This window comes from Streptomyces ziwulingensis (genome assembly GCF_039542605.1).
GTDB classification, from domain to species: Bacteria; Actinomycetota; Actinomycetes; order Streptomycetales; family Streptomycetaceae; genus Streptomyces; species Streptomyces ziwulingensis.
The window spans coordinates 289,704-308,905 of sequence record NZ_BAABIG010000052.1 but is presented as its reverse complement, the minus strand read 5'-3'; the positions used below and the strand labels follow the sequence as shown (position 1 = coordinate 308,905).

General features: G+C 76.8%; 3 protein-coding genes. All 3 read left to right on the top strand.

All coding sequences use genetic code 11. From position 1 onward, the window contains the following. The first annotated feature begins 45 nt into the window (after positions 1 to 45). Genes ABEB00_RS24530 through ABEB00_RS24520 form a run of 3 tightly spaced genes read left to right on the top strand, consistent with a single transcriptional unit; the run spans position 46 to position 19,177 of the window. The gene (locus tag ABEB00_RS24530) at positions 46 to 11,136 is read left to right on the top strand and encodes an amino acid adenylation domain-containing protein (RefSeq protein WP_345622300.1); all 11,091 of its coding nucleotides are present in this window, start codon (positions 46 to 48) and stop codon (positions 11,134 to 11,136) included. 34 nt (positions 11,137 to 11,170) lie between these two features. After that, complete coding sequence (locus ABEB00_RS24525; RefSeq protein ID WP_345622299.1) at positions 11,171 to 18,166, top strand: amino acid adenylation domain-containing protein; 6,996 nt, start codon at positions 11,171 to 11,173, stop codon at positions 18,164 to 18,166. Positions 18,167 to 18,169: 3 nt separating this feature from the next. Continuing rightward, positions 18,170 to 19,177, top strand: coding sequence for a 3-oxoacyl-ACP synthase (locus tag ABEB00_RS24520; RefSeq protein WP_345622298.1), 1,008 nt, complete (start codon positions 18,170 to 18,172; stop codon positions 19,175 to 19,177). Positions 19,178 to 19,202 lie beyond the last annotated feature (25 nt).

The following is a 19,202-nucleotide window of genomic DNA, read 5'->3' as shown; positions in this document are numbered from 1 at the left end:
ACCGCGGCTCGGCGGTCCTTTCGCAGCCGGACCGGAAGGCGTCGCATGCGCGGACGAGGTGCGGGGGAACTCGTACTGGGTGACCTGTTCGACGCACAGGCCGCGCGCACTCCGGACCTGACCGCGGTGCGGCACGGGCCGGTGAGTCTCACCTTCGGCGAACTCGCGGACCGGGTGCACCGGCTCGCCGCGCGCCTCGTGCGGCGCGGCATCCGCCCGGAGACGCCGGTCGGTCTGTGTGTCGAGCGTGGTGTGGACATGGTGGCCGGCCTGTTCGCGATCGTGCGGGCCGGCGGCGTACTGGTCCCGCTGGACCCCCGCCACCCGGACGAGCGGCTGCGCCTCCTCCTCGGGGACTGCGCCGCTCCCCTGGTGCTCACCCGCCGCGACCTGGCGCACCGGGTGTCCGGAAGCGGGACGGAGCCGGTGTTCGCGGACGCCGACCCCCCGGCCACCGGCCCCCTCGCCGCCACCGGCCCGGTCGCCGTCCGCCCGGCCGCACCCGGCCCGCTCCCGCTGAACGCCGCCTGTCTGACGTACCCCTCCGGCTCCTCGGGCACCCCCGCAGGGGTCACCGTCACGCACGCCGGGCTGGCCGGCCTGTTCCGCGGGCACCGCGCCCGGCTCGTCGGCCCGGCGGCGCGGGACGCCGGAGGGCGGCGGCTGCGGGTGGCGCACACCGCGCCCCTGCCGTCCGACGCCTCCTGGGCGGCGCTGCTGTGGCTGCTGGCCGGGCACGAGCTGCACGTCGTCGACCACGACACCCACGAGGACGTCGCGGCCATGCTCGGGTACGTCGAACGCCACCGGATCGACGTGCTGGACGAGCCCCCTGCCCGGCTGCGGCCCCTGGTGGCGGCGGGCCTGCTGGACGGGGACCGGCACCGGCCCTCGGTGATCACCGTGCGGGGCGAGGGGCTCGACGGCGGGCTGTGCGCGGCCCTCGCCGCCGCGCCCGGCATCCGGTGCCACCACAGCGGCGGTCCCGCCGAGGCCGGCGTCGACGCGCTCGTCCGGCCGGTCCGCCCCGGGCAACCGCCGCTGCTCGGGCGGCCGGCCGCCGGTGTCCGCGCCCGGGTGCTGGACGGCGCCCTGCGGCCGGTGCCGGCCGGGACGCCCGGTGAGCTGTGCCTCGCGGGAGCGGGGCTGGCCCGCGGCTACCACGGCCGGCCCGGCCGCACTGCGGCCCGCTTCACCGCCGACCCCTGCGGCCCCGCCGGGTCCCGGCTGTACCGGACCGGTGACCTGGTCCGGGTGCGCGCCGACGGCGGGACCGAGTTCCTGGGGCGGGTCGACGACCAGGTGAGCATCCAGGGGGTGCGGGTCGAGCCGCGCGAGATCGAGGCGGCGCTGCTGCGCCACCCGGGCGTGGCCGCCGCCGTGGTGGTACCGGGCGGATGCCGGGACGGGGCGGCCGGACACCCGTACCTCGCGGGCTATGTGGTGCCGGCGCGGACGCCGGAGGCGGCGCGGACCGGCCCCGCCGAGCTGCGCGCCTTCCTCCACGGTGTCCTGCCGGGCCCGTCGGTGCCGGCCGTCCTGACCATGGTGGACCGCATCCCGCTGCTGCCGGACGGGGAGGTGGACCGGCGTGCGCTGCCGCCCGCCGGGCCGGCCCCCGGCGTCGCCCACGTGCCCCCGCGCACCCCCGCCGAGGACCTGCCGGCGGGCCGGGAGCACCCCATCGAGGCGCTGCCCCGCGACCGGCCGCTGCCGCTCTCCGCCGCGCAGCAACGCCTGTGGTTCCTCGACCAGTTCCAGCCCGGCGGCACCGAGTACGGCACGGCGACGGGTTTCCGGCTGCGCGGCGAACTGGACACCGGGGCGCTGCGCACGGCGCTCGACGCGCTGGTGGCCCGGCACGAGCCGTTGCGCACCACGTTCGGCACGGTGGACGGGGGCGGCGTCCAGATCGTCGGCCCGCCCTTCGCCGTACCCGTCGAACCGGTGGACCTGACCGGGCGGCCGGACGCGGAGCGGCCGGACGCGGCCGACCGGCTGCTGCGCGCGGAACTGCGCCGCCCCTTCGACCTCCGGCGCGGCCCGCTGCTGCGGGTGCTGCTGGTGCGCCGCGCCGCCGACGACCACCTGCTCGTGCTCCACCAGCACCACATCGTGACCGACGGGTGGTCGATCGGGGTGCTCGCCGGGGACCTGGGCGAGCTGTACTCGGCCGCGGTGCGCGGTACGCGGCCGCACCTGCCCCCGCTGCCCGTGCAGTACGCGGACTTCGCGGCGTGGCAGCGCGAGCGGCTGGCCGGTCCGGCCCTGGACGGCGCTCTCGCCTACTGGCGGCGGCAGCTCGCCGGGATGAGCCCGGCGGAGCTGCCGACCGACCGGCCGCGGACCGCGGTGCGCACCTCCCCGGGCGCGCTGCACCGCTTCACCGTCCCGGCCCCGCTGACCGCGCGGCTGACCGAGGTGGGGCGCTCGTGCGGCGCGACGCCGTTCATGGTCCTCGCCGCCGCCGTCCAAGTGCTCCTCGCCCGCTACGGCGGACAGCGCGACGTGGCGCTCGGCACGGTCACCTCCGGCCGGGACCGGGCCGAACTGGAGCGGCTGGCCGGGTTCTTCGTCAACACGGTCGTCCTGCGCTCGCACGTCGACGGCACGCTCTCCTTCGCCGAGTTCCTGGGCCGGGTACGGACGACGGTCCTGGAGGCGTTCGCCCACGACGCGCTTCCGTACGACCGGCTGGTGGACGCCGTACGCCCCGAGCGGGACGCCAGCCGTTCGCCGCTGTTCCAGCTCGCGCTGGTGCTGCAGAACGCGCCCCGGCGGCCGTTGCGGATGGCGGGCCTGCGCACCGAGGAGACCCCGCTGCCCAGCACGTCCGCGCTGTTCGACGTCACCCTGGAGCTGGTGCCGCGGGGCGGGGCGCTGGCCGGGACGATCGAGTACAACACCGACCTCTTCGCACCCGACACCCCCGCCCGGCTCGCCGGTCACCTGCTGGTCCTGCTGGAGGGGATCGCCGCCGACCCGGGACGCGCGGTGTCCCGGCTGCCGCTGCTGACCGCGGCCGAGCTGTCCCGGCTGGCCCGCTGGAGCCACGGCGCGGCCACCGGCCCGGCCGGGCGCACCGTCTCCGGCCTCGTCGCCGAACAGGCCCGGCGGCGGCCCGGGGCGACGGCGCTGACGGCCGACGGACAGGAGCTGACGTACGGCGGGCTGCTGAGCCGCGCCGACGCGGTGGCCGCCCGGCTGACCGCACGCGGCGTCGGGCCGGGCGCCGTGGTCGGGGTGTGCCTGGAGCGCGGCGCGACCCTGGTCGTGGCGCTGCTGGGCATCCTGCGGGCCGGCGCGGCGTATCTGCCGCTGGACCCGGAGTACCCGGCCGAGCGGCTGGCGTTCATGCTCACCGACTCGGCGGTCGCCCTGGTGCTCACCGAGGACCGGCTGCGGGGCGCGCTGCCCGCGAGTGCCGCGGACCTGATGCACCTGGACGACGTGACCGGGCCGGCCCCGTCCGGCGGCGGGGCCCGGGGGCACCTGGACGACGTGACCGGGCCGCCTGCGCCGGACGGCGGCGACCCGGTGCCCCTGGACGGCCCGCCCGGCCCGGCCCCGGTGGACGGCGGGGGCCGTACGGACCCGCAGGGCCCGCCGGTCGCGGGACCGCGCGACCTCATGTACGTCATGTACACCTCCGGCTCCACCGGCGGGCCGAAGGGCGTGCTGGTCGAGCACCGGTCGGTGGTGCGGCTGTGCCGGGCGCGGGAGGTGCGGCCCGGTCCGCGGGACGTGCTGGCGCTGACCTCCTCGGTCTCCTTCGACGCCGCCACGTACGAGATCTGGGGCGCGCTGGTGAACGGGGCCCGGCTGGCGATCGCCCCGCCGGGGGTGCCGTCCGTGCACGAGCTGGGGCGGTTCCTCGCCGCCGAGGGGGTGACGTCGCTCTGGCTGACCGCGGGCCTGTTCGAGGAGGTGGTGGACACCGACCCGGGTGTGCTCGGCGGACTGCGGCGGCTGATCGCCGGGGGCGACGTGCTCTCCCCCGCGCACTGCGACCGGGTGCTGCGGGCGGTGCCCGGCCTGGAGCTGGTCAACGGCTACGGACCGACCGAGGGCACCACCTTCACCACCTGCCACCGCTTCGGCCCCGGTGCGCCGGTCACCTCCGCCCCCATCGGGCGGCCGATCCAGGGGACGCGTTGCCACGTCGTGGACGGTGACCTCCGCCCGGTCCCGGTGGGGGTGCCCGGCGAACTCCTCGTCGGCGGCGAGGGCCTGGCCCGCGGCTACCTCGGCCGGCCGGGGCTGACCGCCGGGCGGTTCGTCGCCGACCCGTTCTCCGGCCCCGGCGGCGACCGGCTGTACCGCACCGGGGACCTGGTGCGCTGGCGGGCCACCGGTGAGCTGGAGTTCCTCGGCCGGTCCGACGACCAGGTGAAGATCAGGGGGTTCCGGGTCGAGGTCGGCGAGGTGGAGGCGGCCCTGACCCGCCATCCGGACGTGGGCGAGGCCACCGTGGTGGCCCGCAGCGACGTCGGCCACCGGCGTCTGGTGGCGTACGTGACCGCGCGGCACACGCCGGCGCCGACACCGGCCGCGCTCCGGACCCACCTGGAGGGCGTCCTGCCGGGGTACCTGGTGCCCACCGGGTACGTGGTGCTGGACCGCATGCCGCTGACCGCGCACGGGAAGGTCGACCGGCGGGCGCTGCCGCCGCCCCGGACCCCCGAACGGGGTCACGTCGCGCCGCGCACCCCCGCCGAGCGGACGCTGAGCCGGGTGTGGGCCGAGGTGCTCGGGGTCGCGCGGATCGGCGTCGAGGACAACTTCTTCGACCTCGGCGGGGACTCCATCCTCTCCATCCAGGTGGTGGCCAGGGCGCGGGCGGCCGGGCTGCGGCTGACGTCGAAGGACATCTTCCTGCGGCAGACGGTGGCCCGGCTCGCCGCCGCCGTGACCCCCCGGACGCGTCCGGCGCCCGACGCGGCCGCGCAGGCGGGGCCGGTGCCGCTGACCCCGGTCCAGCGCTGGTTCCTCGACGGCGCCGCCGCCGTCCCCGGACACTTCAACCAGTGGCTGGTGGCCGAACTGGCCCCCGGCGTCCGGGTGGAGGCGCTGCGTGCCGCCGTCACGGCGGTGGCGCGGCGGCACGACGCCTGGCGGCTGCGGTTCGAGCGGGTGGCCGGAGAGTGGCGCCAGCACACGGCGACCGACGGCCACGGCCTCGTCTTCCGCCACACCGACCTGTCCGGCCTGGACCCGCGCGGCCAGGACACCGCCATGGCCGCGGCCGTGGCGCGGGCCCAGACCTCGGTGCGCCCGGACACCGGCCCGCTGGCCCACGCCGTGCTCTTCACCCTGGGACCGCAGCGCGCGTCCCGGCTCTTCCTCACGGCGCACCACCTCGTGGTGGACGGGGTGTCGTGGCGCATCCTGCTGGCCGAACTGGACGCCGCCCACCGGCAGGCCGCGGCCGGCATGCCCGTCGACCTCGGTCCGCGCACCACGTCGTTCCAGGAGTGGGCCCGGCGGCTGAGCGACCACACGGCGGCCGGCGGCTTCGACGGGGAGGCCGGTCACTGGACCGAGGTGACCCGGAAGGTCCGCGCGGAGCTGCCCGCCGACCGGTCCGGCCGCAACACCGCGGCCGCCGAGCGGTCGGTGACCGTGGCACTGGACCGCGCGCACACCGAGGCCCTGCTGCGTACCGTCCCCGGGACCTACCGCACCCAGGTCAACGACGTCCTGCTGAGCGCCCTGGCCGTGGTGGTGGCCCGGTGGACCGGGCGGCCGGAGGTGTCCCTCACCCTGGAGGGGCACGGCCGGGAGGAGGTGCTCCCCGGTGCGGACACCGACCTGTCCGGCACGGTCGGCTGGTTCACCTCCCTCTTCCCCGTCGTGCTGCGGGTGCCCGGCGCGTCCGGCTGGGGCGAGGTGATCAAATCGGTGAAGGAGCAGTTGCGCGCGGTGCCGAACCGGGGCGTCGGGCACGGCGCGCTGCGCCGGCTCGGCGCCGCGGCCACCCGCCGTCTGCTCGCCGGAGCCGAGCCGCCGCTGAGCTTCAACTACCTCGGCCGATTCGACACCGACACCACACCGGGCGGCCTCTTCCACCGGCCGCCCGGCCCCCTCGGCGTCTTCCGGGACGGCGCGCGGGGCGACCGCGAGCGGCTGCTCGACGTCACCGCCGCGGTCACCGACGGAGTACTGGAGTTCACCTGGCACCACTGCGCCGGCCTGCATCAGGAGCGTACGGTCCGCGGGCTGGCGGACGGCGTGCTGAACGCGCTGAAGGAGATCGTCGCGCACTGCGCGCGACCGGACTCCGGCGGCGCGACCCCGTCCGACTTCCCGCTCGCCGGTCTCGGCCAGGCGGAGGTGGACCGGCTGGTGGGCGACGGCCGTTCGGTCCAGGACCTGTACCCGCTGACCTCCATGCAGAGCGGCATGCTGTTCCACAGCCTGTCCGAGCCGGGCGTCTACCTCGAACAGGTGCAGCTCGTCCTCGACGCGGTGACCGACCCGGACGCGCTGGCCCGGGCCTGGCAGCGGACCGTGGACCGGACACCGGAACTGCGGACCGCCCTCGTCCGGACCGACGGGGGGCGGCCGCTCCAGGCGGTCCACCGGCAGGCCGCCCTTCCGGTCCGCCACCACGACTGGACCGCGCTGGGACCGGCCGAGGCGGCCGACCGGCTGCGCGGACTGCTGGCGGCCGACCGCGCGTCGGACCTCGACCTCACCGTGCCGCCGCCGGCGCGGCTCGCCCTGGTCCGGCTCCCGCAGGACCGGGTGCGGCTGGTGTGGACCTTCCACCACCTGCTGCTGGACGGATGGAGCGTCTCCCTGGTCCTGTCCGACGTCCTCACCCGGTACGCCTCGCCCGACAGCGAGCCACCGCCCCGGCCGCCGTTCCGGGACCATGTGCGGTGGCTGGCCGGGCGGGACTCAGGCCGCGCGGCCGGCCACTGGCGCGCGGTCCTGGGCGGCCTGCGCTCCCCCACCGCCCTTCCCTTCGACCGGCCGCCGGCCCGCGCCCACCGTGGCCGGGCGACCGCGGCCGTGGACATCCGCCTGCCGGCCGCCGGCTCCGCCGCGCTCTACGGCTTCGCCCGGCGGCAGCGGCTGACGCCGAGCACGGTCGTCCAGGGGATGTGGGCGGTGCTGCTCTCCCAGTTCGGCGGCGGGCCCGAGGTGTGTTTCGGGGCGACCGTCTCCGGGCGCCCGCCGGACGTCCCCGGCATCGAGTCCATGGTCGGCATGTTCATCAACACCGTGCCGGTCCGGGTGACGGCCGACCCGGCGGCCGAACTGGTGCCGTGGCTGCGGGCGCTGCAGAACGCCCGGATCGAGGCGCAGCCGCACGACCATGTGCCGCTGACCGCGCTGCGGTCGTTCGGCGAGGTGCCCGCGGACACGAACCTCTTCGACAGCATCGTGGTGTTCGAGAACTATCCGATCGCCCCCGCCCTCGCCGCGCACGGCGTCACACCGGCCGGGCTGGACGCGGTCGAGGTGACCAACTACCCGCTGAACGTGGTGGTCTTCGCCGACGACGAACTGTCGGTGCGGCTGACGTACGACCCGGCGCTCTTCGACGAGGGCACGCCCCGGGCGATGGCCCGTCACCTCGTCGCGCTGCTGGCCGACGTGGACGCCGGCCCGTGGCGCCCCCTCGGGGCGCTGCCCCGGCCGGACGGCACCAGGGACCGCCCGGCGGCCGGCCCCGCCGTCTTGGAGCGGCGCCCCGGACCGGTCCCGTACGCCGCGCCGCGCAGCCGCGCCGAGCGGGACCTGGCCCGGATCTGGGCGCGGGTGCTGCGGGTGGAGCGGGTCGGTGTCCACGACGACTTCTTCGTGCTGGGCGGCGACTCGATCCTCTGCGTGCAGATCACCTCGCGGATCCGGACCGTGCTCGGCGCCGAGGTCTCCCCCCGGGCGCTGTTCGACCACCCGACGGTCGCCCGGCTCGCGCGGGTGCTGCCCGGCGCGGCCGGGGCGGCCGGTCCCCCCGGTCACCACCGGACCGCCGAACCCGACGCGGCCACCCCCGGGCCGCGAGCACCGCAGGCCGGGGCGCGAGCGCGGGAGACGCCCCTCTCCTCCGGCCAGCGGCGGCTGTGGTTCCTGCACGGCCTGGCACCGCACGGCGCCGACTACAACTCCGCGCTGACGCTGCGGCTGCGCGGCCCGCTCGACCCCGGGGCACTGGCCGCGGCGCTGACGGCGATCACCGAGCGGCACGAGATCCTGCGGACCACCATCACCGACGCGGGCACCCAGGTCGTCCGGCCGCACCGGCCGACGGTCCCCGGCCTGACGGACCTCTCCGCGCTCCCGGAGGCGGCCCGGGCCGGCGAACTCGACCGCGTCCTGCGCGCCGAGACCGTCCGGCCGTTCGACCTGCGCCGCGGTCCGCTGCTGCGGGCCGCACTGCTGCGCCTGGCCGACGACGACCACGTCCTGCACCTCGGGATGCACCACATCGTCAGCGACGGCTGGTCGATGGGCGTACTCACCGACGAGCTGAGCGTCTGCTACTCCGCGGCCGTGCGGGGCGGCAGTCCGCGATTGCCGCCGCTGCCCGCGCGGTACGCCGACTTCGCCGAACGGCAGCGGCGCCGCCGCGCCACCCCCGAGGCCGACGAGCACCTCGCCCACTGGCGCCGTGCGCTGGCCGGCGTACCGGCGCTGGAGCTGCCCACCGACCGGCCGCGCCCCCCGGTCAGGACCGCGACCGGCCGGCACCGGCGCTTCGAGGTCCCGGCCGCCCTCACCGGGCGGCTGCGCGCACTCGGCGCGCGGCACGACACGACCCTGTTCACGGTGCTGGTCGCCGCCACCCAGGTGGTGCTCGCCCGGCACTGCGCTCAGGACGACATCGCGGTCGGCACGGTCGTCGCCGGGCGCGACCGGGCGGAGTACGAGCGGCTCGTCGGCTTCTTCGTGAACCCGGTCGTGCTCCGCGTCCGGGTGGACGAGAGGCTCTCCTTCGCCGGACTGCTCGGCGAGGTGCGGGCGACGGTGCTGGCCGCGTTCGAGCACGCCGAGACGCCGTTCGAGCAGGTCGTGGAGGCGCTCGGGGTGGAACGGGAGGCCGGCCGCACCCCCCTGGTCCAGGTGATGGTCGTACTGCAGAACACCCCGCGGGCGACGCCCGCCCTGACCGGGCTGCGGGTGTCGGAGGTGGAGACGGACAGTCCGGCCGCCCCGTTCGACCTCACCTTCGACTTCCGGGAGCTGTCCGGCGCGCTCGCCGCCGACCTCTGCTACAACGCCGACCTGTTCGACGCCGCCACCGCCGGCCGGCTCGTCCGCCATCTGCTCGCGCTGCTCGAAGCGGCCGCGGGCGCTCCCGGCACCGCGCTGTACCGGTTCCCGCTGCTCGACCCGGCGGAGCGGCGCGAGATCGACGCGGTGAGCACCGGCCCCGCCGCCCGGCCGGCCGGTGCCACGGTCACCGAGCTGTTCCGGCGCATGGTCCGGAACCATCCCCGGGCGGCCGCCGTCCGGGCAGCCGGACAGTCGGTGTCGTACCACGAGCTGAACCGCCGGGCGGACCGTCTCGCGGCCCGGCTGGCGGCCCTGGGCGTCCGCCGGGGCGACCGGGTCTGCGTCGTCCTGCCGCCCGGCGTGCGGGCCGTCACCGCCTTCGTCGCGCTGGCGAAGGCGGGGGCCGCGTACATCGGGGTGGAACCGGACGTGCCGGCGCGGCGGCTGCGGACGATCGTGGACGACTGCGCGGCCAGGGTGGTGCTGACCCGCGACACCGTGCTGCCCGCCGCGTCGGCGGCGCCAGTGTCACGGCCCGGCCCCGACGATCCGCTGGCCTGCGTCTACACCTCCGGCTCCACCGGACGCCCCAAGGGGGTGGTCCTCACCCACGGGGCGGTGGTGAACCTGCTGTCCTGGTCCGACGGCGTCTTCGGCCACGGCGTGGGCGACCGGTGCGGACAGGTCGCCGACCTCTCCTTCGACGCGTCCGTCTGGGAGGTCTGGTCGGCGCTCTGCCGGGGTGCCTGCCTGTGCGTGGCCGCGCCGGACCTGCGGCGCGACCCGCGGGCGCTCGGCCGCTGGGTCGCGGCCGAGCAACTGGTCACCTGCTTCTTCCCGACCGCCGTCGGGGAACGCCTGTTCGCCGAACGGGCGCTGGACGGCGCGGACCGGCTGCGCCACGTCCTGCTCGGCGGCGACCGGCTCACCCGGCTGCCCGCCGGGCCGGTGCCGTACAAGGTGCACAACGGGTACGGGCCGAGCGAGGCGACCGTCTTCGCCACCTGCTTCGACACCACCGGCGGGCCGGCCGGTGAGCGCGGTGGGTGGGCGCCGCCGCCGATCGGCCGGCCGCTGCCGGGCGTCCGGGCGTACGTCCTGGACCGCCGTCTGCGCCCGGTGCCGCCCGGCGTCACCGGTGAGCTGTACCTCGGCGGGCACGGCGTCGCGCAGGGCTACCTCGGCGCGCCCGCGGCGACGGCCGGACGGTTCGTCGCCGACCCGTTCGCGCCCTCGCCCGGTGCGCGGATGTACCGTACCGGCGATCTGGCCCGGCGGACGGCCGACGGGCTCCTGGAGTTCCGCGGCCGCGCCGACCGTCAGATCAAGGTGGCGGGCGTACGGGTGGAACTCGACGGCGTCGAACACCTGCTGGCCCGGCACCCGGGCGTCGCGGAGGCGGCCGTGACCGCCGCCGACGGCGACGGCGGCCGGCCGCGGCTGCGGGCCCATGTGACGGCGGCGCGGTCCGGGGCGGACCCCGGCGAGCTGCGCGACTGGCTGCGCCGCCACCTCCCGGCGGCCGCGGTGCCCGCCCTGATCACCGTCCTGGACGCCCTGCCCCGCACCCCGGCGGGGAAGACCGACCGCCGTGCCCTGGCCGCCCGCCCGGACCCGGCACCGGACCCGGTCGTGCGCCGGGCGCCGCGCACGGAGACGGAACGCGCGGTCGAACGGCACTGGGCGGGCCTGCTCGGGCGGGACGTCTTCGACGTGCGGGAGAAGTTCTTCGACGCCGGGGGGTCCTCCCTCGCCCTGATGGACCTGCGGTCCCGGCTGGAGGGCCTGTGCGGGCGGGAACTGCCGGTGGCCCTGCTCTTCGAGCACCCGACCATCGAGGCGATGGCGCGCCTGGTGGACGAACGGCGCGGAGACCGGCTGCGCGCCGAGACCCGCCACGACCTGTGAGACGACTGTCCGCGCGAGCGACCGGGGGTTCGGTGTGCAGCACGACGAGGTGGCGATCATCGGAGCCGCGGGCCTGTTCCCCGGCGCCGCGGACCTGACGGAGTTCCACGAGCGCCTGCGCACGGGCTACGACGGCATCGGGCGGCCCGGCGCGGACCGGGTGCGGCACACCGGCGGCGTCCCCGGCGTGTCCTACCTGCCCATGGGCTACCTGGACCGGGTCGACCTCTTCGACCACGCGTTCTTCGGCATCTCCCGGCGTGAGGCCGAGCTGATGGACCCGCACCAGCGGCTCGCCCTGCAACTGGCGTACCAGGCGGTGGAGCACGCCGGCTACGCCCCGGGGCGGCTGCGCGGGTCACGGACCGCGGTGGTCCTCGCCGAGACCGACCCGACGTACGAGAGCCTGGTGCCCAAGGACGATCCCCAGCACGTCCTCGGCACGCTGCCCGCGGCGATCGCCGCCCGGGTGTCGTACCTGCTCGACCTCGCCGGGCCCTCGCTGGTCGTGGACACCGCGTGCAGCAGCGCCCTCGCCGCGGTCGCGCAGGCGGTGCGGATGCTGCGCTGCGGGGACGCCGATCTCGCGCTCGCCGGGGGCCTCAGCGTCCAGACGGCCCTGACCCCGGCGCAGGACCGCGAGGCGCTGCGCGGCGTGGAGTCCCCGACCGGGACCTGCCTGCCGTTCGACGCGCGCGCCGACGGCACCGTCGGCGGCGAGGGCGGCGGCATCGTGCTGCTGAAGCCGCTGTCCAGGGCGCTCGCCGACCGCGACAGCGTCCTCGGTGTGCTGAAGGGCATCGCGGTCAACCACAACGGCTACCGGGCGGCCAGCATGGGCGCGCCGAGCCAGGCCGCGCAGGCCGAGGTGATCGCCGCGGCGTGGCGTGACGCGGGCGTGGAGGCGCGTTCCGTCGGCTACGTGGAGTGCCACGGGTCGGCCACGCCACTCGGTGACGTCGTGGAGGTCGAGGCGCTGCGGCAGGCGTTCGGCGACGCGGGCGTGCACACCCCGGGGTGCGTGATCGGCTCGGTGAAGGGCGACATCGGGCATCTCGGCAACGCGGCGGGCGTCGTCGGCCTGCTGAAGGCGCTGGGCAGCGTCCGGCACGGGGTGCGCTACCCCTCGGCGCACTTCGCCGAGGCCAACCCGCTGATCGACTTCCGGGGGCCGGTGCGGGTCGAACCGGCCGGCGGTGCGTGGCCCGCCGGTCCGGCCCCGCGACGGGCCGGGATCAGCTCCTTCGGGCTGACCGGGACCAACGTCCACGCCGTACTGGAACAGCCGCCCGAGCGGCCCGCCGACGACGGCCCGGGAGCCGGCGCCGAACTGGTCACCGTCTCGGCGCGGTCGGCGTCCGCCCTCGCCCGTCACCGCCGGCGCCTGGCGGACTTCGCGGAGACGACCGGGCACTCGCTGCGCGCCGTGGCGCACACCCTGAACCGGGGCCGCGACGACCACCCCTTCCGGCTGGCGTGCACCGCCGCGGACGTACCGGAACTCGCGCGCGCCCTGCGGTCCGCGGCGCTGCCGGACGAGTCGCGGCCGGTCCCGGAACGCCGGATCGTCCTGGTGTTCTCCGCCGACGCCACCATCGACGAGAACGACTGGGCGCGGCTCGCCGCCGAGGAGCCCGCGCTGCGGGTGGCGCCGGACGGGCCGGACGCCGCCGCGACCGGTCCGGCGGGCCTGCTGCTCCTGCGCCGGCTCGCCCTGTACCGGCTGCTCACCTCCTGGGGGGTGAGCGACCCCCACTTCGTCGGGTCCGGCGGCGGCACCCTCGCCGTGCGGGCCGCCCAGGGCGAGCTGTCCGCCCGCGACGCCGCCCTCGCGGCGGCCGCCGCCCCGGCGCCCGCCCCCGTCGACCCGGCCCGGCTGCGGGAGGTGGTGGAGGGCTTCCGGCGCGACGGCGCCGTCCTCGTCGAGATGGCCGCCGACGGCGTCCTCACCCGCGAGATCCGCCGCGTCGCGCCCGACCTGCCGGTCGTCACCCTGCTCGACGGCGAGGGCCGCCGCGGGCTGCTCGACCGCCTCGGCCGCGTCTACACCGCCGGCGGCACGCTCGACTGGGAGCGCCACTACGCCGCCACCGGCGCCGGCCCGCACTCCCGCCCCATCGGGCGGATCGAAGCACCCACGTACCCCTTCGAGCCGGTGCGCTGCTGGGTCCGGCGGCCGCAGGCGCCGGCCGCCCCGCCGGGCGCCCCTCTGGCCGTGGCGCGGCCCGCCGGGCGAGCCGCCGCGGACGCCCCCGCCGAACCGGCCGTCGTGGCGGCGTGGGAGGAGGTGCTGGGGGCCACCGGCGTGCGCCCCGACTCCGACTACTTCGCCCTGGGCGGCACGTCGATCGCCGGGATCAGCGTGCTGCGGCGGCTGGAACGGGACCTCGGCGTGGTGCTGACCTTCGCCGACCTCTACGCCCACCGCACCGCCCGCGACCTCGCTCGACGTGTCGAGGAACTGCGCGCGAGCGGCGCCGCCCCGGGCACCGGCCGGTCCCTCACCCCCGTCCCGCGCGGCGGCCGGCTGCCCCTCTCCTTCGGCCAGGAACAGCTCTGGTACCTGGACCGGCTGCACCCCGGCAGCCCGCTCTACAACATCCCGGCCGACCTGCGGCTGCGCGGTCCGCTGGACGTCGCCGCGCTGCGCGGCGCGCTGCGCGACCTCGGTGCCCGGCACGAGATCCTGCGCACGTGCGTGCGCGACGACGACGGCGAACCGTACGTCCAGGTGCTGCCCGAGGGGCCGGACCTGCCGCTGACCGACCTCGGCGCGCTGCCCCCGTCCCGCCGCGAGCAGGAGGCCCGCCGTCTCGCCGGGACCGAGGCCGTACGCCCCTTCGACCTGGCCGCGGGGCCGCTGCTGCGGACCGCGCTGCTGCGCCTGGCCGACGACGACCACGTGCTGCTGTACACGTACCACCACATCGTCTTCGACGGCTGGTCGCCGGCGGTGTTCTTCCGCGACCTCTTCGAGCTGTACCGCGCCCGGCGCACCGGGCGCCCCGCGGACCTGCCCGAGCTGCCCGTCCAGTACGCGGACTTCGCCGCGTGGCAGCGCTCCTGGCTGACCGGGCACCGGCTGGAGGCCGGGCTCGCCTTCTGGCGGGAGCAGCTCGCGGGACTGCGCACCGCCCCGCTGCCGCTGGACCGGCCGCGCCCCGCCGCGCAGGACTTCCGGGGCGACCTGGTGGAGTTCACCATCGGCGCCGAACCGGCCGCCGCCGTACGGGCGTACAGCCGCGCGCAGGGCGTCACCACGTTCGTCACCATGCTGGCGCTGGTGGACGTCCTGCTCCACCACTGGTCGGGCAGCGACGACATCGTGGTCGGCGTCGGCACGTCGGGACGGGGCCACCCCGAGACGCACGAGCTGATCGGCTACTTCAACAACCTGCCGCCGTTCCGCACGAAGGTCGGCGACGACCTCACGTTCACCGGCGTGGTGCGCCGGTGCGCGGACACCGTCGCCGGGGTGCTGGACCACGAGGACATGCCGTTCGAGAAGATCGTGTCCGCGGTGTGCCGGACCCGCGAACCCGGCCGCCATCCGCTCTACGACGTCGCCTACACCTACCAGAACGCCCCCGCCCCGGCCCACGTCCCGGCCGGTCTGGAGGTCACCCGCCTGCTCGACCGGGACCTCGCGGGCATCGCTCCCGGCACCGCCAAGTTCGACCTCACCTTCGGCGTCACCGATCAGGACGACGGCCCGATGCACGCCTACGTGGAGTACGCGGTCGCGCTGTTCGACCGCGAGACCGTACGGGGGCTCACCGCCTGGCTGCCCGCGCTGCTCGGCGCCGCGCTGGCGGACCCCGACCGGCGGGTGGCCGATCTGCCGTCGAAGCCCCCGCGCCCCGCCGCCCCGCGGCCCTCCGTCCTCACCGGCGCCCCGCCCGCCGGGCCCGCCGGACTCCTCGTGCACGAGGAGGTGGCCGCCCGCGCCAAGGAGCGCCCCGGCCACCCGGCGGTCGTCGCCGACGGGCGGGTGCACACCTACCGGGAGGTCGACGCGCTGGCCGGCCGGCTCGCCCGCCGGCTCGTCGCGGCCGGGGTGGGCGCGGAGAGCACCGTGCCGGTCGTCGCCGGGCGCGGCGTCGGCCTCGTGGTGGGCTGGCTCGCCGTGGCCAAGGCCGGGGGTGCGTTCGTGCTGGTCGACCCGGGCTGGCCGCGGCAGCGGACCGAGGACGTGCTGACCGACCTGGCGGCCGCCGGCACCGGCGGCGCTGTGACGGTCCTCGGCGACCTGGCGGGGCGGCCGTGCACACCGATCGACCTGACGGACCCCGGTCCGGACGGCGAGCAGGACCCGCCCCGGCGGTCCGGCCCGCGCGATCTCGCCTACGTCGCCTACACCTCGGGCTCCACCGGCCGCCCGCACGGCTGCGAGATCGAGCACCGGAACCTGACCGCCCTGGTGCGCTGGTACCAGGAGGAGCTGGAACTGACCCCGGACGACCGGGTGCTGCAGGTCGCGGCGCCGGGGTTCGACGTCCTCGTGATGGAGGTGTGGTCGACCCTGTGCCGCGGCGCCACCCTGCACTTCGCGCCGACCCCGCTGGAGGAGCCCGGTACGTTCCTGCGCGGGCTCGCCGACCACCGGGTCACGGCGGCCTTCCTGCCGACCCGGCTCGCCGAGATCGTGCTGAGCGAGGGCGAGTGGCCGCCCGGCCTGCGCCTGCGGGTGCTGGCCACCGGCGGCGACCGGCTGCGCGTGACCCCGCCGCCCGGCTGCCCGTTCCGGCTGGTGAACATGTACGGGCCGACGGAGTGCACGGTCGTCTCCACCGCCGGCGAGATCGTCCCGGCCGCCGGCGCGGCCGCTCTGCCGCCCATCGGCGGGCCGGTGACGGGGACGTCCGTCAGCCTGCTGGACGGGTCCGGGCGGCCGGTCCCGGCCGGTGCGACCGGAGAGATCACCGTCGGCGGCGCCCCGGTCGGCCGCGGCTACCGCGGACTGCCCGGGCTCACCGCGGCCCGGTTCACCGCCGATCCGGACGCCGCCGAACCGGGCGCGCGCCGGTACCGGACCGGCGATCTGGGGCGGCTCCGCCCGGACGGCACCGTGGAGTTCACCGGCCGGCTCGACGACCAGGTGGAGATCGACGGCCGGCGGGTCGAGCCGGCCGAGGCCGAACGGGTGCTGCTGGCCCACCCGGCGGTCCGCGAGGCCGCGGTGGTGGACGTGACGGCGCCGAGCGGCGCCACCCGGCTGATCGCCCATGTGGCGGCCGGGCCGCCCGCGCCCGCCGAGGCCGAACTGCTCGACCGGACCGCCCGCGCGCTGCCCGCCTTCATGGTGCCGAGCGCGGTCGTGCCGCACGAACGTCTGCCACGGACCGCGACCGGGAAGCTCGACCGCAGGACTCTGAGGGAGATGGCCATGCCGACCAGCGCCTCACCGCCGCCCGCCGCGCCGGTGCCCGCCGCACCCGTCGTCGCCACGTCACCGACGGGTGGCGGACCGGCGGACCGGGCCACGGACGTACTCGTCCGGATCGTCGCCGAACTCCTGGTGGTGGACGGGGTCCGGGCCGACGACAACTTCTTCGAGCTGGGCGGGGACTCCGTCCTGGGCGTCCGGGTCGCCGCCCGCGCCGCCAAGTCGGGGGTGCACTTCACCCCCCAGCAGATGCTGCTCCACCACAGCCTGCGGGAGCTGGCGGCGGCCGCGACCGCCGGCTGGCCCGGTGCGCCGCCCGGTGACGCCGCACCGGCGGCACCGGCGCCGGCCGCGCGGCCGGCCGGCCGCCCGCACCTGACGCCCATCATGCGCGGCTTCCTCGAACGGATGCCCCCGGGCGCACCGGACTTCCTGGAGGTGCACCCGCTGGAGACCACGACCCGGATCAGCGGCGAGATCATGCGCACGGCGGTCGAGCACCTCCTCGCCCGGCACGAGACGCTGCGCTACCGCTTCCGCCGCAACAGCCTGGGCCCGCGGATCGAGTGCGCCGAACCGGATGCCCGCGACGTCTTCGACGTCCAGGTGCTGCCCGCGCTCGACGAGCCGCGCGAGCGCGAGTACCTGGCGCGTGACCTGGACCAGTTGAGGTCGCTGGTCGACCTCGAACGCGGTCCGGTGCTGCGGGTGCGCTACTACGACCGCGGTCACGGCCGGGGCGGCCGGCTCGTCCTTGTCGTCCACCACTTCGTCTTCGACAACGTCGCCACCGTGGTCCTCATCGACGACCTGGACGCGGCGCTCACCGAGCTGCTCGCCGGCCGTCCGCTGCCGCCACCCGAGCCGTCCCTGGCCTGGCGGGAGTGGTCGCAGCACCTCCAGGACATGGCGGACTCCGACGAACTGGCCGGGGAACTGGCGTACTGGACCGGCACCCTGCGCTCCGGCGCCGCCCTCCTCACCGACCCGGCGCCCCGCCCGCACCCCGGCGGCGTCGCCCGCCGGCGCCTCGCCCCGGAGCGGGTCGCCACCGTGCTCAAAGGCGGCCCGGACACGGAGGAGGCGGCCATGTGCGCCTTCGCCTGCGCGCTGGCCCGCTGGTCCGGCAGCACCGGCGCGTACGTCATGACGGAAGGCGCGGCGACCCCGAACGTCTACCGGCCCGCCGGCCGGTCACCGGCGATCGGCTGGTTCACCAGCGTGCACCCGCTGGTGCTGCCGGTCGACCCCGCGGCGACCGTCCGGGACAACCTGCCCGCGGTCACCGACCGGGTCCGGTCCGTGCCCAACGACGGTGTCGGCTACGGCCTCCTGCGCCACCTGACGCCCGCCGCACCGGCGCTCGCAGCGCTGCGCGCGCTGCCCGAACCCGAGGTGCTGGTCATCCACGGCACCCACGACGGGTCGGGTTTCGACACGGGCGTGACGCTGCTGCGCAACCGCCCCGGTGCGTCCGTCCAGGCCCCGAAGCGGATGCCCGAGGCGTTCCCGCTGGTGCTGACCACCACGGTCACCGGCGGTGCGCTGCAACTGATCCTCCTGTACGACGGCCGGCACAGCGAGGAGGCGGCCGAGTCGCTCGCCGACGAGACCGTCCGCGCCTTCGCGGAACTGGCCGGGTGAGCGGTGTCGGCCTTCGCGCTGCGCGCCGCGTCCTGGTACCTGCCCACCCGGTCCGTCGCCGTCGGGGAACTGCCCGAACTGGCCGCGCTCACCCCCGCGCAGCGGGAGACCTGCCTGGCCCTCGGCATCGACCGGGTGCCGGCCGACGACGGGCTGGACGCGGTCGGGCTGGCCGTCCGCGCCGCCCGGCAGGCGCTCGCCGAGGCGGGTCTGAGCCCCGACGACCTGGACGCCCTGATCGTGATCGACTCCCGGGCCCCCGAGGCGTTCGCCGTCTCCGAGGCGACCAGGACCCAGGCGCTGCTCGGCGCCGAACGGGCGCTGGCGTTCTCCGTCGGCGGACTGGGCTGCACCTCGATCGTCCCCGGCCTGCTGGCCGCCCGCGGCCTGCTGTACGCCGATCCGGACGTCCGGCACGTCCTGGTGACGCACGGCAGCAAGCCCGCCACCCCGCACCGCTACCGTCACCCGGTCACCGTGTACGGCGACTGCGGGCAGGCGCTCGTGGTGGCCCGGGACGGACCCGTCAGGATCCTCGACGTCCTGGCAGAGACCAGCGGCGCCTACTGGGACCTGTTCCGCGTCGACTTCCGGGACCGCCCCTACGAGCGGTGGCGCGAGGAGTGCACCGACCTCCCCCGGTACTCCTTCAACCTGGCCATGGAGACCCGCGGCCGGATGCGCGGGCTGTACCGGCGCATCCTGGACCGCAACGGCCGGCAGCCGTCGGACATCCGCTACCACATCACCCAGAACATGTCGGCCGGGTCCTTCCGCTTCCAGGCGGACGCGCTCGGGATCACCATCGACGACGCGTGCCCCGGCAACCTCCGCCGCTACGGCCACCTCGGCCCCAACGACGTGCTGCTCAACCTGTACTCCGCGCTCGCCAGGGACGGCACGGCCGAGGCCGCCGAAGCGGTGGTGTTCAACGCCAGTCCGTCGGCGTCCTGGAGCGCCATGCTCGTGGCGAGCGGCGTCCGCCCGGCGAGCCGGTCGCACTTCCTGTGACCGGCCGACCGGTGATGTCACCGAT